The sequence below is a fragment of the Stenotrophomonas sp. K-6 genome, from assembly GCF_056861555.1.
Genome location: NZ_JBSPUC010000003.1, coordinates 21,304 through 35,454 on the forward strand (window position 1 = coordinate 21,304; position 14,151 = coordinate 35,454).

Sequence of the window (14,151 nt, forward strand, 5' to 3'; positions counted from 1 at the left end):
CCTCCTGACAAGAGCACGCCAAGCCCCCATGGCAGAGCAAGCACCTTCCTTCATCGACCGACTTTCCGCACGTTTCGCAGGTGCGCAGGTCTTCGTGGTCGAACCCCGCGGCGAAGTGACGCTGGAAGTGCCCGCCGCTGACTGGCATGCCACCGCTCTGGCGCTGCGCGACGAATTCGGTTTCGAGCAGGCCGTTGACCTGTGCGGCCTGGATTACCTCGGCTATGGCAGCGACGAATGGGATACGGCCGATGTGTCGTCCCAGGGGTTCAGCCGTGGCGTCGAGGGTAAGTCCGTCGGTCGTTTCGCGTGGGGTGAATTCCCCACCCGCGAAACCAGCGATGGCGCCCAGCCCCAGCCGATCCCGCTGCAGCGTTTTGCCGTGGTCGCCCAGCTGCGTTCCTACCAGCACAACCTCACGATGCGCATCCGTTGCTTTGCGCCGAACGAGGAACTGCCGGTGGTCGCCTCGCTGACCAACATCTGGCCGGGCCTGAACTGGTTCGAGCGCGAAGCGTTCGATCTGTTCGGCGTGATCTTCGAAGGTCACCCGGACCTGCGCCGGATCCTGACCGACTACGGTTTCGTCGGGCACCCGTTCCGCAAGGATTTCCCGTTGATCGGCAACGTCGAAGTGCGCTACGACGAAGAGAAGCAGCGCGTGATCTACGAGCCGGTGACCTCGGTGGAGCCGCGCGTCGGCGTGCCGCGTGTCATCCGTGACGACGCCCGTTTCCAGACCGCTGCCGGCGAAAGCGCGCAGACGGAGGCAAGCAAGTGAGTGAATTCCACCAGGCCAGCCAGGCCTTTGCGAGCAATCCGGCCGAACTCCGGCAGGAAATCCGCAACTACACGATGAACTTCGGCCCGCAGCATCCGGCCGCGCACGGTGTGCTGCGCCTGATCCTGGAAATGGACGGCGAAACCATCATGCGTGCCGACCCCCACGTGGGCCTGCTGCACCGTGGTACCGAAAAGCTGGCCGAGTCCAAGCCGTTCAATCAGTCGATCGGCTACATGGATCGCCTGGATTACGTGTCGATGATGTGCAACGAGCACGCCTACGTGCGCGCGATCGAAACCCTGATGGGGATCGAGGCGCCCGAGCGTGCCCAGTACATCCGCACCATGTTCGACGAAATCACCCGCATCCTGAATCACCTGATGTGGCTGGGGTCCAACGCGCTCGATCTGGGCGCGATGGCGGTCATGCTGTATGCCTTCCGCGAACGCGAAGAACTGATGGACTGCTATGAAGCGGTCTCCGGCGCGCGCATGCACGCGGCGTACTACCGTCCGGGCGGTGTCTACCGCGACCTGCCGGACCACATGCCCAAGTACAAGGAATCGCGCTGGCACAAGGGCAAGGCCCTGAAGAACCTCAACGCCTCGCGCGAAGGTTCACTGCTGGACTTCCTGGAGAACTTCACCGTTGAGTTCCCCAAGCGCGTGGACGAATACGAAACCCTGCTGACCGACAACCGTATCTGGAAGCAGCGTACGGTCGGCATCGGCGTGGTCACCCCGGAACTGGCCCATGCCTGGGGCATGACCGGCGTGATGCTGCGCGGCTCGGGCATCGCCTGGGATCTGCGCAAGAAGCAGCCGTATGCCAAGTACGACGCGGTGGAGTTCGACATCCCGCTCGGCAAGGAAGGTGACTGCTACGACCGTTACCTGTGCCGCGTGGCCGAGATGCGCGAATCCAACCGCATCATCAAGCAGTGCGTCACCTGGCTGAAGGCCAACCCGGGTCCGGTCATGGTCAAGAACTTCAAGGTCGCGCCTCCCAGCCGCGAAGACATGAAGGACGACATGGAAGCGCTGATCCATCACTTCAAGCTGTTCAGTGAAGGCTACTGCGTCCCGGCCGGCGAAACCTATGCCGCCGTCGAAGCACCCAAGGGTGAGTTCGGCTGCTACCTGATGTCCGATGGTGCCAACAAGCCGTTCCGCGTGCATCTGCGCGCGCCGGGCTTCGCCCATCTGTCCTCGATCGACTCGGTCGTGCGCGGGCACATGCTCGCCGACGTGGTGGCCATGATCGGCACCTACGATCTGGTGTTTGGTGAGGTGGACCGGTGATCGCATCCGCTTGCACGATGCCTGACACCCGCCGGCTGCTGCCGGCGCTGCAGGTTCTGGTTTTTAACGATTTCGTATTCGCTGAGGTCGGCCGATGAAGGCGACAGGTAATTTCGAGGCGGCGCGCGACGTCGACCCGATGGTGGTCTTGAACGACAAGACCCGTGCGCACATCGATCACTGGCTGGCCAAGTTCCCGCCGGATCGCAAGCGCTCGGCTGTCCTGCAGGGCCTGCACGCCGCACAGGAACAGAATGCGGGCTGGCTGACCGACGAGCTGATCGCCGGCGTCGCCAAGTACCTGGATCTGCCGCCGGTGTGGGCCTACGAGGTCGCCAGCTTCTACTCGATGTTCGAACTGGAGAAGGTCGGCCGCCACAACGTCGCCTTCTGCACGAACATCAGCTGCTGGTTGAACGGTGCCGAAGACCTGGTCGCGCACGCCGAGAAGAAGCTCGGCTGCAAGACCGGTCAGTCCACCGCCGATGGCCGCATCTACCTCAAGCGCGAAGAAGAATGCCTGGCAGGTTGCGCCGGTGCGCCGATGATGGTCATCAATGGCCATTACCACGAGCGCCTGACCGTCGAGAAAGTCGACGAGCTGCTGGACGGGTTGGAGTAAGACATGGCACATCATCACGCACCCAGTGGTCCGGTCGGTCCCGCACCGTTGCCGCACCAGGTGGTCTACACCACCCTGCATTACGACACCCCGTGGTCGTATGAAAGCTACCTCAAGACCGGTGGCTACGCTGCCCTGCGCAAGATCCTCGAAGAGAAGATCTCGCCGGAGCAGGTCATCGAGATGGTCAAGCAGTCCAACCTGCGCGGCCGTGGCGGCGCGGGCTTCCCGACCGGCCTGAAGTGGTCCTTCATGCCCAAGGGCACGATGCAGAAGTACATCCTGTGCAACTCGGATGAATCCGAGCCGGGAACCTGCAAGGACCGCGACATCCTGCGTTACAACCCGCATTCGGTCGTGGAAGGCATGGCGATCGCCTGCTACGCCACCGGCTCGACCGTGGGCTACAACTACCTGCGTGGCGAGTTCCACCACGAGCCGTTCGAGAACTTCGAGCAGGCCCTGGCCGACGCGTACGCGAACGGCTGGCTGGGCAAGGACATCCTCGGCAGCGGCGTGGACATCGACATCTACGGTGCGCTGGGCGCCGGCGCGTACATCTGCGGCGAAGAAACCGCGCTGATGGAATCGCTGGAAGGCAAGAAGGGCCAGCCGCGCTACAAGCCGCCGTTCCCGGCCAACTTCGGCCTGTACGGCAAGCCGTCGACGATCAACAACACCGAGACCTATGCCTCGGTGCCGGCGATCATCCGCAACGGTCCGGAGTGGTTCCAGGGCCTGAGCCTGACCAAGAACGGCGGTCCGAAGATCTTCTCGGTCTCTGGCTGCGTGCAGAAGGGCGGCAACTTCGAAGTGCCGCTGGGCACCACCTTCGACGACCTGCTGGAAATGGCCGGTGGTCTGAAGCCGGGCCGGAAGCTGAAGGGCGCGGTCCCGGGTGGCGTCTCGATGCCGGTGCTGAAGGCTGAAGAGCTCAAGGGCCTGCAGATGGATTACGACACCCTGCGTGCCCTGGGCACCGGTCTGGGGTCGGGCGCCATCGTGGTGCTGGATGACAGCGTCTGCTGCGTCAAGTTCGCCTGCCGCATCTCGCAGTTCTTCCACAAGGAATCCTGTGGGCAGTGCACCCCGTGCCGTGAAGGCACCGGCTGGATGCACCGCGTGCTGGAGCGCATCGTCGCCGGCAAGGCCACGATGGAAGACCTGCATCAGTTGAAGACGGTGGCCGGCCAGATTGAAGGCCACACCATCTGCGCGTTCGGTGAAGCGGCGGCATGGCCCATCCAGGGCTTCCTGCGCCAGTTCTGGGACGAATTCGAGTACTACATCGTCAACGGTCATTCGATGGTTGACGGCAAGAAGGTGGAGGCAGCCGCCGCATGAGCGCGCAACCCGTAAACCCGAGCGTGCCACCGGATCATGTGACCGTCGAAATCGACGGCCAGTCCCTGGTCGTGCCCAAGGGCTCGATGATCATCCAGGCCGCCGACAAGGCCGGCATTCCGATCCCGCGCTTCTGCTACCACGAGAAGCTGCCGATCGCCGCCAACTGCCGCATGTGCCTGGTCGACGTGGAAAAGTCGCCCAAGCCGGCACCGGCCTGCGCCACGCCGGTCATGGATGGCATGAAGGTCGCCACCCGCAGTGAAAAGGCGCTGAAGTTCCAGCGCTCGGTGATGGAATTCCTGCTGATCAACCATCCGCTGGACTGCCCGATCTGTGATCAGGGCGGCGAGTGCGAGCTGCAGGACGTGTCGCTGGGCTATGGCCGTTCGGTCAGCCGTTTCAACGAGCGCAAGCGCGTGGTGCCCGACGAGGACATCGGTCCGCTGGTCGCCACCGAAATGACCCGCTGCATCCAGTGCACCCGCTGCGTCCGCTTCACCGCCGACGTTGCCGGTACCTATGAGCTGGGTGGCATGTACCGCGGTGAAAACCTGCAGATCGGTACCTACGACGGCAAGCCGCTGACCACCGAGCTGTCCGGCAACGTCGTCGACGTCTGCCCGGTTGGCGCGCTGACCAACAAGGTGTTCCAGTTCCGCGCCCGTCCGTGGGAACTGACCGCACGCGAGTCGCTGGGTTACCACGACGCGATGGGCTCGAACCTGTTCCTGCACGTGCGCCGCGGCGAAGTGCTGCGCGCCGTGCCGCGCGACAACGAAGCCGTCAACGAATGCTGGCTGTCCGATCGCGACCGCTATTCGCACCAGGGCCTGTACAGCGATGACCGTGCGGTCAAGCCGCTGCGCAAGGTCAATGGCGAGTGGAAGGAAGTGAGCTGGGCTGAAGGCCTGGCCGCTGCCAAGGAGATCTTCGCCGCCAACCAGGGCGACGACCTCGGCGTGCTGGTGCACCCGTCGGCCTCGAACGAGGAGGGCGCACTGCTGGCCCGTCTCGCCACCGGCCTGGGTACCACGAACATCGATCACCGCATCAACAACCGCGACTTCTCCGACGCCGCCACCGCCGAAATGTTCGGCCTGCCGCTGGCGGAGATCGAAGGCGCGGACAGCATCGTCGTGCTTGGCAGCAACATCCGCCACGAGCTGCCGCTGCTGCATGCCCGCCTGCGCAAGGCGCAGACCACGCGCAATGCGAAGATCCACGCCGTCAATCCGGTGGACTTCGATTTCGCGTTCAAGCTGGCCAGCAAGCAGATCGTCGCCCCGTCGGGCTTCATCGACGCACTGGGCAACGCCGAGCTGCGTGACGCCGTCAAGGGCGCAAGCAACGCGGTGCTGATCGTCGGTGGCATCGCCGAAAACCACCCGCAGGCTGCTGCGATCCGCGCTGCCGCGCGTGATTTCGCCGCTGCGACCGGGGCCAAGCTGTGCCGCATCCCGCAGGGCGCCAATGCCGTGGGCCTGACCCGCGCCGGCGTGCTGCCGGCCGGCAAGGACGTCAACGCCATGCTCGCCCAGCCGCGCAAGGCCTATGCGATCTACGGCATCGAGCCCGGCCTGGACTTCGCCGACGCCGCCGCTGCCCGCAAGGCACTGGCCGGTGCCCAGGTGGTGGCTTTCAGCCAGTTCGCCTGTGCTTCTACCCGCGACGTCGCCGACGTGATCCTGCCGATCGGTGCGCTGCCCGAAGTGGATGCCACCCTGACCAACCTCGATGGTCGCGAGCAGTCGGCCCGTGCCGGCGGCAAGCTGCCGGGCGAGGCGCGTGAGGGTTGGCGCGTGCTGCGCGCACTGGGCGGCGAACTGTCGCTGGCCGGTTTCGAGTTCACCGATCTGGCCGGCCTGCGCGCCAGCCTGGCGCCGATCAGCGTCACCGTCTCGTCTTCGGCGGCAACGCCGGTGGCAGGCGAGGGCCTGGAAGTGACTTCGACCGCCGCGATCTACCGCACCGATGCGGTGGTCCGTCGCGCCCAGGCACTGCAATCGCATCCGCTCAACAACGCCCCGCGCATCGTGCTCAACGCCGACGACGCTGCCCGCCTGCAGTTGGTGGAAGGCCAGATGGCCAAGGTCGGCACCGATGCCGGTCGTGCCACCTTGCCGGTGGTCGTCGACGCCCGCGTTGCCGCTGGGTCGGTCTGGATTGAATCGGGCCACGGTGCAACCGCACCGCTGGGCGCCGCACGCGTAACGGTGGTGGCTGCATGAACGAATTGCTGTTGAACGCGGTCGACCCGCTGCACCAGTGGCTGCTGTCACTGGGCGACATCGGCGCGCTGCTCTGGATCATCCTGAAGATCCTGGTGATCGCCATGCCGGTGATCATCTCGGTGGCCTTCTACGTGGTCTGGGAGCGCAAGCTGATCGGCTGGATGCACGTGCGCCATGGCCCGATGTATGTTGGCATGGGCATCTTCCAGGCCTTCGCCGACGTCTTCAAACTGCTGTTCAAGGAAATCATCCAGCCGAGCAGCTCGCACAAGGCGATGTTCATCCTTGCGCCGCTGATCACGCTGGGCCCGGCCTTCGCGGCCTGGTCGGTGATTCCCTTCGACGCCCGGATCGTGCTGTCCAACGCCAACGCCGGCCTGCTCTACCTGCTGGCGATGACCTCGCTGGGCGTATACGGCATCATCCTGGCCGGTTGGGCCTCCAACTCGAAGTACGCGTTCCTCGGTGCCATGCGCGCCTCGGCGCAGATGATCAGCTACGAAATCGCGATGGGCTTTGCCCTGGTCGGCGTCATGATCGCCTCGGGCAGCCTCAACCTGAGCAGCATCGTGATGGCACAGGCGGGCAACTCCGGTCTGTTCGACTGGTTCCTGCTGCCGCTGTTCCCGTTGTTCATCGTGTACTGGGTGTCCGGCGTTGCCGAAACCAACCGCGCGCCGTTCGACGTCGTGGAAGGTGAATCGGAAATCGTGGCCGGCCACATGGTCGAATACTCCGGTGGTGCCTTCGCGCTGTTCTTCCTGGCCGAATACGCCAACATGATCCTGATCAGCTTCCTGATCTCGATCTTCTTCCTCGGTGGTTGGCTGAGCCCGCTCCAGGGCTGGATCACGGCAGACATCTCGCCGTGGATCGACTGGATCTGGAAGGGCGGCTGGCCGTGGCTGCTGCTGAAGGTCTTCTTCTTCGCCAGCTCCTACATCTGGTTCCGTGCCAGCTTCCCGCGCTTCCGTTACGACCAGATCATGCGTCTGGGCTGGAAGGTCTTCATCCCGCTCACCATCTTCTGGATTGCAGTGACGGCGTTGATGGTGTTTTACGGCGTGATCCAGAAGGGCGTCTAAGCGATGAACCGAATTACCCATTACTTCAAAAGCCTGCTGCTCCTTGAGCTGCTCGGTGGTCTGTGGCTGACCCTGAAGTACGCCTTCAAGCCCAAGTACACGCTGATGTACCCGATGGAGAAGTTCCCGCAGTCGCCGCGTTTCCGCGGTCTGCATGCACTTCGCCGCTACCCCAACGGCGAGGAACGCTGCATTGCATGCAAACTGTGCGAAGCGGTGTGCCCGGCGCTGGCGATCACCATCGATTCGGCCAAGCGCGAGGACGGCACCCGCCGTACCACCCGTTACGACATCGATCTGTTCAAGTGCATCTTCTGCGGCTTCTGTGAAGAAAGCTGCCCGGTGGACTCGATCGTCGAGACCCACATTCTCGAGTACCACTTCGAGAACCGTGGCGAGAACATCGTTACCAAGCCGCAGCTGCTGGCCATCGGTGATCGGCTTGAAGCCGAGATCGCCGAGCGTCGCGCCGCCGATGCCGCTTTCCGCTGAGGTCGAATGATGGATTGGGTAAATATCAGTTTCTGGGTCTTCTCCATCGTGGCGGGCATTTCCGCCGCGGCGGTGATCAGCGTGCGCAATCCGGTCTATGCCGTGTTGTGCCTGATCCTGACCTTCTTCTCCGTGGCCTGCATCTGGATCCTGGTCGGGGCCGAGTTCCTCGGTGTCGCGCTGGTGCTGGTCTACGTCGGCGCGGTCATGGTGCTGTTCCTGTTCGTGGTGATGATGCTGGACATCGATCCCTCCAACCTGCGTGAGGGCTGGGTGCGTTACCTGCCGGTCGGCCTGGTGGTGGCGGTGACGATGCTGGTGCAGATGCTGGTGCTGATCGGTGTGAAGGGCAGGGCGGTCAATCCGTTCCCGGCCGACAACGCCGCCGCGCTGGCCGCCGACACCTCCAACATCACCTGGCTGGCCCGCAGCCTGTTCACCGAGTACCTGCTGCCGTTCGAGTTCGCCGCCGTCATCCTGACCGTGGCCGTGGTTGCCGCCGTGATGCTGACCCTGCGTCGCCGCACCGGCCTGAAGACCCAGAACCCGTCCGAGCAGACCATGGTCAAGGGCAGCGACCGCCTGCGCATCGTCAAGATGAGTGCCGAAAAGCCGGTCGTGCACACCAACATCAAGCCGTCCAGCAACGAGGAGGCGCAGCCATGATCACGCTTGGCCACATTCTGGCGCTGGGCGCAGTGCTGTTCTGCATCAGCCTTGCCGGCATCTTCCTCAACCGCAAGAACATCATCGTGCTGTTGATGTCCATCGAGTTGATGCTGCTGTCGGTCAACATCAATTTCGTCGGGTTCTCGCGTGAGATGGGTGATACGGCCGGACAGCTGTTCGTCTTCTTCATTCTGACCGTGGCCGCGGCCGAGGCCGCCATCGGCCTCGCGATCCTGGTAACCCTGTTCCGTACTCGCCGCACCATCAATGTCGGCGAAGTCGATTCGCTGAAGGGCTGATCCGTAGATGGAAATCACTCTCTCCAAGAGTCTGTTGATCGCAGTGGTGCTCGCACCGCTGTTCGGCAGCATCATCGCCGGCCTGTTCGGTCGTCAGGTCGGTCGCGCTGGCGCGCAGGCGGTCACCATCCTCGGCGTGGCGGTCAGCTGCGTGCTGTCCAGCTACGTGCTGTACATGCTGCTGTGGGGCGGCGCCCAGCCGTTCAACCAGAACATCTACACGTTCTTCGAAGTGGGTCAGTACTCGGCGCACGTCGGCTTCATGGTCGACAAGCTCACCGCGATGATGATGGTCGTGGTGACCTTCGTCTCCTTCCTGGTGCACGTGTACACCATCGGCTACATGCAGGATGACCCGGGCTACCAGCGGTTCTTCAGCTACATCTCGCTGTTCACCTTCTCGATGCTCACCCTGGTGATGAGCAACAACTTCCTGCAGCTGTTCTTCGGCTGGGAAGCGGTGGGCCTCGTCTCTTACCTGCTGATCGGCTTCTGGTTCAAGCGCCCGACCGCCATCTTCGCCAACATGAAGGCCTTCCTGGTCAACCGTGTCGGTGACTTCGGCTTCATCCTCGGCATCGCCGGCGTGCTGTGGGTGTTCGGCACCCTGGATTACGCCACCGTGTTCGCCAATGCCCAGGTGCTGGGCCACCCGGATGCGCTGATCCAGATCTGGTCGGGCACGATCAACCTGTTCGGCACCTCCATCCCGGTGATGAGCGAGCCGGTGATCTGGTCGGTTGCCACCGTGATCTGCATCTGCCTGTTCATCGGTGCGATGGGCAAGTCGGCCCAGGTGCCGCTGCACGTCTGGCTGCCGGACTCGATGGAAGGCCCGACCCCGATCTCGGCCCTGATCCATGCTGCGACGATGGTCACCGCGGGCATCTTCATGGTCACCCGCATGTCGCCGCTGTTCGAGCTGTCGCAGACCGCGCTGAACTTCGTGCTGTTCATCGGTGCCACCACCGCGTTCTTCACCGGCCTGATCGGCATCGTGCAGAACGACATCAAGCGCGTCGTCGCGTACTCCACGCTGTCCCAGCTGGGTTACATGACCGTCGCGCTGGGTGTGTCGGCGTACTCGGCCGCCGTGTTCCACCTGATGACCCACGCCTTCTTCAAGGCGCTGCTGTTCCTCGGCGCGGGCTCGGTGATCATCGCCATGCACCACGAGCAGGACATGCGCAAGATGGGCGGCCTGCGCAAGTACATGCCGATCACCTTCATCACCATGTGGATCGGTACGCTGGCCCTGGTCGGCACCCCGTTCTTCTCCGGCTTCTACTCCAAGGACACCATCATCGAGGCCGCGCAGCACCACGCGCATGTCTCCTCGAGCTGGGTGGCGACCTACGGGTACTGGGCGGTGCTGGGTGGCGTGGTCGTCACCAGCTTCTACAGCTTCCGCCTGCTGTTCCTGACCTTCCATGGCAAGGAACGCTTCCGCGATGCGCATGACGATCACGGCCATGGCCATGACGGTCACCACGGCGCCGACGCGCATGCAGCCGATGCCCACCATGGCGACGCGCATCATGACGATCATGGTCACGGCCATGGCGCCCATGAGCCCCACGAAACCCCGTGGGTGGTGACGCTGCCGCTGATCCTGCTGGCGATCCCCTCGATGGTCATCGGTTTCTTCAGCATCGGTCCGATGCTGTACGGCACCGACTGGGCCGGGCACCATGCCGAGACCGCCATTCCGGGCCAGGTGCATTCGTTCTTCACCGGCATCGTTGATTTCTACGACCCCGCACGCAACACCATCGGTGCGCTGGCCGAAGAGTTCCACGGCCCGGTCGCCTTCGCTATCCACGGCATGATGGCCCCGGCCTTCATCCTGACGGTGGTCGGCTTCCTGCTGGCGGCGCTGTTCTATCTGTGGAAGCCGGAACTGGCCGGCAAGGCCCGCAAGACCTTCTCGCCGATCGTGTCGGTGCTGGAGAACAAGTACGGCTTCGACAAGCTCTGGATCGGCGGTTTCGCCGGCGGCGGTATTAAGCTCGGCAAGGTTTCGCGCGCGATCGACACGAATGTGGTCGATGGTGTGGTGGTCAACGGTTCGGCGCGCCTGATCGATCTGGCGGCCAACCTGCTGCGTCGCACCCAATCCGGTTTCCTCTATCACTACGCCTTCGCGATGATCATCGGCCTGATTGCCCTCCTGGGCGTCCTGATGCATTACCTGCGTTGATGACCTGTACGGAATAAGAAGACGTGTCGAACTGGCCCCTACTTAGTGTTCTCATCTGGCTGCCGATCATCGGCGGTGCATTGATCCTTGCCATCCGTGATGCTCAGACCGCCCGGTGGGCGTCGCTGGGTGTGGCGGTGCTGACCTTCGTGGCCAGCCTGTCGCTGCTCAGCGGCTATGACACGGGAATCGACGCGCTGCAGTTCGTCGAGACCCGCGCCTGGATCCCCGCCTACGACATCGGCTACAACCTCGGCGTCGACGGCATCGCCATTGCGCTGATCCTGCTGACCACGCTGGTTTCGGTGCTGGCCCTGATCGGGGCCTGGAGCGCGATCGACAAGCGCGTGAACCAGTACGTGGCCGCCTTCCTGATTCTGGAAGGTGTCACCGTTGGTATCTTCGCCGCGACGGACGCGATGCTGTTCTACGTGTTCTTCGAAGCGATGCTGATCCCGATGTTCCTGATCATCGGTGTCTGGGGCGGCCCGCGCCGCATCTACGCCGCGCTCAAGTTCTTCCTGTACACCTTCCTCGGCTCGGTGCTGATGCTGGTGGCCCTGATCTACCTGTACCTGAAGGGCGGCAGCTTCCAGCTGGCCGACCTGTACCAGCTGCAGCTGTCGGGCAAGGAGCAGACCTGGATCTTCTTCGCCTTCCTGATCGCCTTCGCGGTCAAGGTGCCGATGTTCCCGGTCCACACCTGGCTGCCGGACGCCCACGTGGAAGCACCGACCGCCGGTTCGGTGATCCTGGCGGCGATCGCGCTGAAGATCGGTGGCTACGGCTTCCTGCGCTTCAACCTGCCGATCGTGCCGGACGCCTCGCATGAGTGGGCCTGGCTGGTGATCGCGCTGTCGCTGGTGGCGGTGATCTACGTTGGCCTGGTCGCCCTGGTGCAGGACGACATGAAGAAGCTGATCGCTTATTCGTCGATCGCGCACATGGGCTTCGTGACCCTGGGTACCTTCATCGCCATGTGGCTGGTGCGCGATGCCGGCAACCCGGATGCGGCCCGCCTGGGCCTGCAGGGTGCGATGGTGCAGATGGTCTCGCACGGTTTCGTGTCCGGCGCGATGTTCTCCTGCGTCGGCGTGCTCTACGACCGCATGCACAGCCGCCGCATCGCCGATTACGGCGGCGTGGTCAACGTCATGCCCTGGTTTGCCACCTTCGCCATGCTGTTCTTCATGGCCAATGCCGGCCTGCCGGGTACCAGCGGTTTCGTGGGTGAGTTCATGATCATCATGGCCAGCTTCCAGCGCAATCCGTGGCTGGCACTCGGCGCGGCGAGCACCCTGGTGATCACCGCGGCGTATACGCTGTGGCTGTACAAGCGCGTGTTCTTCGGTGAAGTGGCCAACGCCCATGTCGCCGAACTGAAGGACATCAACGGTCGCGAGTGGCTGGTGTTGGGTGTATTCGCCGTGGGCACCCTTGCCCTGGGCCTGTACCCCAAGCCGCTGACCGACCTGATGGAGCCCTCGATCGCGAAGCTGGCGATGCAGATCGCATCCAGCAAGCTGCTGTAATCGGGCCGTCGAGAGTATTGATTCCAGGATTTGATGATGACCACCTCGCCGCTGTTGCCACTGACCGCCGCTGACCTCCCGCCGCTCGCTCCCGAGCTGGTGCTGGTCGGCAGTGCGTTCGCCCTGTTGATGCTTGATCTTTTCATCAGTGAGAAGAACAAGATCTGGACCCACCTGTTCTCGATCGCCGCGCTGGCGGTCGTGTTCTTCATGCTCGCCACCGGAGTGGGCGGGCAGGGCGAGGTCTTCCACGGCATGTTCGTCCGCGACACCGCGGCCGACGTGATGAAGACCGTGATCGTGCTGTGCAGCGGCCTGACCCTGATCTACGGCTGGAGCTACCTGCGCGAGCGCAAGCTCTATCAGGGTGAGATTCCGGTGCTGATCCTGTTCGCCACCGCGGGCATGATGATCCTGGTCTCGGCCGGCAGCCTGCTGATGGTCTACCTGGGCCTGGAACTGCTGGCGCTGTGCTCCTACGCCCTGGTCGCCAGCAACCGTGAAAACGGTCTGGCCTCGGAAGCGGCGATGAAGTATATCGTGCTGGGTTCGCTGGCCTCGGGTCTGCTGCTGTACGGCATGTCGCTGATCTACGGCGCCACCGGCTCGCTGCACCTGGACGCCATCAACGCGGCCATTCCGCATACCGAAGAGAAGATGCTGCTGCTGACCGGCGCGGTGTTCATGATCGCCGGTGTGGCCTTCAAGCTCGGTGCCGCCCCGTTCCACATGTGGCTGCCCGATGTCTACCAGGGCGCTCCGGCACCGGTCGCGCTGTTCATCAGCTCGGCCCCGAAGCTGGCTGCGTTCGGCATGGCCTACCGCCTGCTGGAAATGGGCGTGGGTCCGCTGGCCGACGAATGGAAGTACCTGATCGGTGGCCTGGCCGCGCTGTCGCTGGTGATCGGCAACCTGATGGCGATCGCGCAGACCAACCTCAAGCGCATGCTGGCCTTCTCGACCGTTTCGCACATCGGCTTCCTGCTGATGGGCATGGCCGGTGGTGGCGAGCGCGGTTACTCGGCGGCGCTGTTCTACGCCCTGAGCTACGCGATCATGTCCACGGCCGCCTTCGGCGCGATCATCGCCTTGTCGCGCAATGGCTTTGAAGCCGAGAAGATCGAAGACTTCAAGGGTCTCAACGCCCGCAACCCGTGGATGGCCGGCCTGGTGCTGTGCATCATGGCGTCGCTGGCAGGCATCCCGCCGTTCCTGGGCTTCTGGACCAAGCTCGCCGTGCTCGGTGCCGCGATCCAGGGCGACATGCTGTGGCTGGCCATGGTCGGCGTGATCTGCGCCGTGATCGGCTGCTTCTACTACCTGCGCGTCATCAAGGTCATGTACTTCGATGAGCCGGTGGGCGAGCCGCTGCCGGCCAACAACGACCGCGTGCTGGGCGTGGTGCTGGGCGTGAACGCCCTGGCGCTGCTGGCCCTGGGCGTGGCATGGAACCCGATCATGGTGTGGTGCCAGCAGGCATTTGCACATATTTCGTAAAAAACGATACAAACGTGCGCAACTCGTGTAATATTCATCTCCTGAGTTGTTGATGCAGCGGTTTCGCCAGAACATCGTTGCTAGGAGGTCCC

At 63.5% G+C, this 14,151-nt stretch carries 12 protein-coding genes; all 12 read left to right on the plus strand.

Translation table 11 applies throughout. The features are described from left to right. Window positions 1–28: 28 nt before the first annotated feature. The 12 genes from AC13F7_RS10490 (at window position 29) to nuoN (ending at window position 14,059) form a co-directional block, all read left to right on the plus strand. Window positions 29–781, plus strand: a complete 753-nt coding sequence (locus AC13F7_RS10490) for an NADH-quinone oxidoreductase subunit C (RefSeq protein ID WP_346471883.1) — start codon at window positions 29–31, stop codon at window positions 779–781. Continuing rightward, window positions 778–2,085 (plus strand): NADH-quinone oxidoreductase subunit D, encoded by a 1,308-nt coding sequence (locus AC13F7_RS10495; RefSeq protein ID WP_481469248.1) that lies wholly within the window; start codon window positions 778–780, stop codon window positions 2,083–2,085. The genes AC13F7_RS10490 and AC13F7_RS10495 overlap by 4 nt, the downstream gene beginning before the upstream one ends. Window positions 2,086–2,179: 94 nt before the next feature. Then, window positions 2,180–2,707, plus strand: a complete 528-nt coding sequence (gene nuoE / locus AC13F7_RS10500) for an NADH-quinone oxidoreductase subunit NuoE (RefSeq protein ID WP_121038421.1) — start codon at window positions 2,180–2,182, stop codon at window positions 2,705–2,707. Window positions 2,708–2,710: 3 nt separating this feature from the next. Further along, window positions 2,711–4,051, plus strand: a complete 1,341-nt coding sequence (gene nuoF, locus AC13F7_RS10505) for an NADH-quinone oxidoreductase subunit NuoF (RefSeq protein WP_346471885.1) — start codon at window positions 2,711–2,713, stop codon at window positions 4,049–4,051. Next, window positions 4,048–6,282 (plus strand): NADH-quinone oxidoreductase subunit NuoG, encoded by a 2,235-nt coding sequence (nuoG, locus tag AC13F7_RS10510; RefSeq protein ID WP_483000189.1) that lies wholly within the window; start codon window positions 4,048–4,050, stop codon window positions 6,280–6,282. The genes nuoF and nuoG overlap by 4 nt, the downstream gene beginning before the upstream one ends. Beyond that, window positions 6,279–7,370, plus strand: coding sequence for an NADH-quinone oxidoreductase subunit NuoH (gene nuoH / locus AC13F7_RS10515; RefSeq protein ID WP_319214332.1), 1,092 nt, complete (start codon window positions 6,279–6,281; stop codon window positions 7,368–7,370). Before nuoG ends, nuoH begins: the two co-directional genes overlap by 4 nt. A gap of 3 nt (window positions 7,371–7,373) precedes the next feature. Further along, the gene (gene nuoI / locus AC13F7_RS10520; RefSeq protein WP_017355930.1) at window positions 7,374–7,862 is read left to right on the plus strand and encodes an NADH-quinone oxidoreductase subunit NuoI; all 489 of its coding nucleotides are present in this window, start codon (window positions 7,374–7,376) and stop codon (window positions 7,860–7,862) included. A 9-nt stretch (window positions 7,863–7,871) separates the two neighbouring features. After that, on the plus strand, window positions 7,872–8,528 hold the full coding sequence (locus AC13F7_RS10525; RefSeq protein ID WP_483000192.1) for an NADH-quinone oxidoreductase subunit J: 657 nt from the start codon (window positions 7,872–7,874) through the stop codon (window positions 8,526–8,528). Next, window positions 8,525–8,830 carry an NADH-quinone oxidoreductase subunit NuoK gene (gene nuoK / locus AC13F7_RS10530; protein ID WP_019182685.1) on the plus strand — a complete coding sequence of 102 codons (306 nt, stop codon included), beginning with the start codon at window positions 8,525–8,527 and terminating at the stop codon, window positions 8,828–8,830. The genes AC13F7_RS10525 and nuoK overlap by 4 nt, the downstream gene beginning before the upstream one ends. A gap of 7 nt (window positions 8,831–8,837) precedes the next feature. Next, window positions 8,838–11,030 carry an NADH-quinone oxidoreductase subunit L gene (gene nuoL, locus AC13F7_RS10535; protein WP_481469244.1) on the plus strand — a complete coding sequence of 731 codons (2,193 nt, stop codon included), beginning with the start codon at window positions 8,838–8,840 and terminating at the stop codon, window positions 11,028–11,030. A 23-nt stretch (window positions 11,031–11,053) separates the two neighbouring features. Next, complete coding sequence (locus tag AC13F7_RS10540; RefSeq protein ID WP_179458355.1) at window positions 11,054–12,562, plus strand: NADH-quinone oxidoreductase subunit M; 1,509 nt, start codon at window positions 11,054–11,056, stop codon at window positions 12,560–12,562. Window positions 12,563–12,598: 36 nt separating this feature from the next. Beyond that, a complete protein-coding gene (gene nuoN, locus AC13F7_RS10545) occupies window positions 12,599–14,059 on the plus strand; it encodes an NADH-quinone oxidoreductase subunit NuoN (RefSeq protein WP_481433899.1) in 1,461 nt (486 codons plus the stop codon). Window positions 14,060–14,151: the final 92 nt, after the last annotated feature.

Excerpts from the sequence above, each read along its gene's own strand:
- nuoK (WP_019182685.1), top strand. The coding sequence starts at position 8,525 with ATGATCACGCTTGGCCACATTCTGGCGCTGGGCGCAGTGCTGTTCTGC.
- nuoG (WP_483000189.1), top strand. The coding sequence starts at position 4,048 with ATGAGCGCGCAACCCGTAAACCCGAGCGTGCCACCGGATCATGTGACC.
- nuoE (WP_121038421.1), top strand. The coding sequence starts at position 2,180 with ATGAAGGCGACAGGTAATTTCGAGGCGGCGCGCGACGTCGACCCGATG.
- AC13F7_RS10490 (WP_346471883.1), top strand. The coding sequence starts at position 29 with ATGGCAGAGCAAGCACCTTCCTTCATCGACCGACTTTCCGCACGTTTC.
- nuoF (WP_346471885.1), top strand. The coding sequence starts at position 2,711 with ATGGCACATCATCACGCACCCAGTGGTCCGGTCGGTCCCGCACCGTTG.
- AC13F7_RS10525 (WP_483000192.1), top strand. The coding sequence starts at position 7,872 with ATGGATTGGGTAAATATCAGTTTCTGGGTCTTCTCCATCGTGGCGGGC.
- nuoL (WP_481469244.1), top strand. The coding sequence starts at position 8,838 with ATGGAAATCACTCTCTCCAAGAGTCTGTTGATCGCAGTGGTGCTCGCA.
- nuoH (WP_319214332.1), top strand. The coding sequence starts at position 6,279 with ATGAACGAATTGCTGTTGAACGCGGTCGACCCGCTGCACCAGTGGCTG.
- nuoI (WP_017355930.1), top strand. The coding sequence starts at position 7,374 with ATGAACCGAATTACCCATTACTTCAAAAGCCTGCTGCTCCTTGAGCTG.
- nuoN (WP_481433899.1), top strand. The coding sequence starts at position 12,599 with ATGACCACCTCGCCGCTGTTGCCACTGACCGCCGCTGACCTCCCGCCG.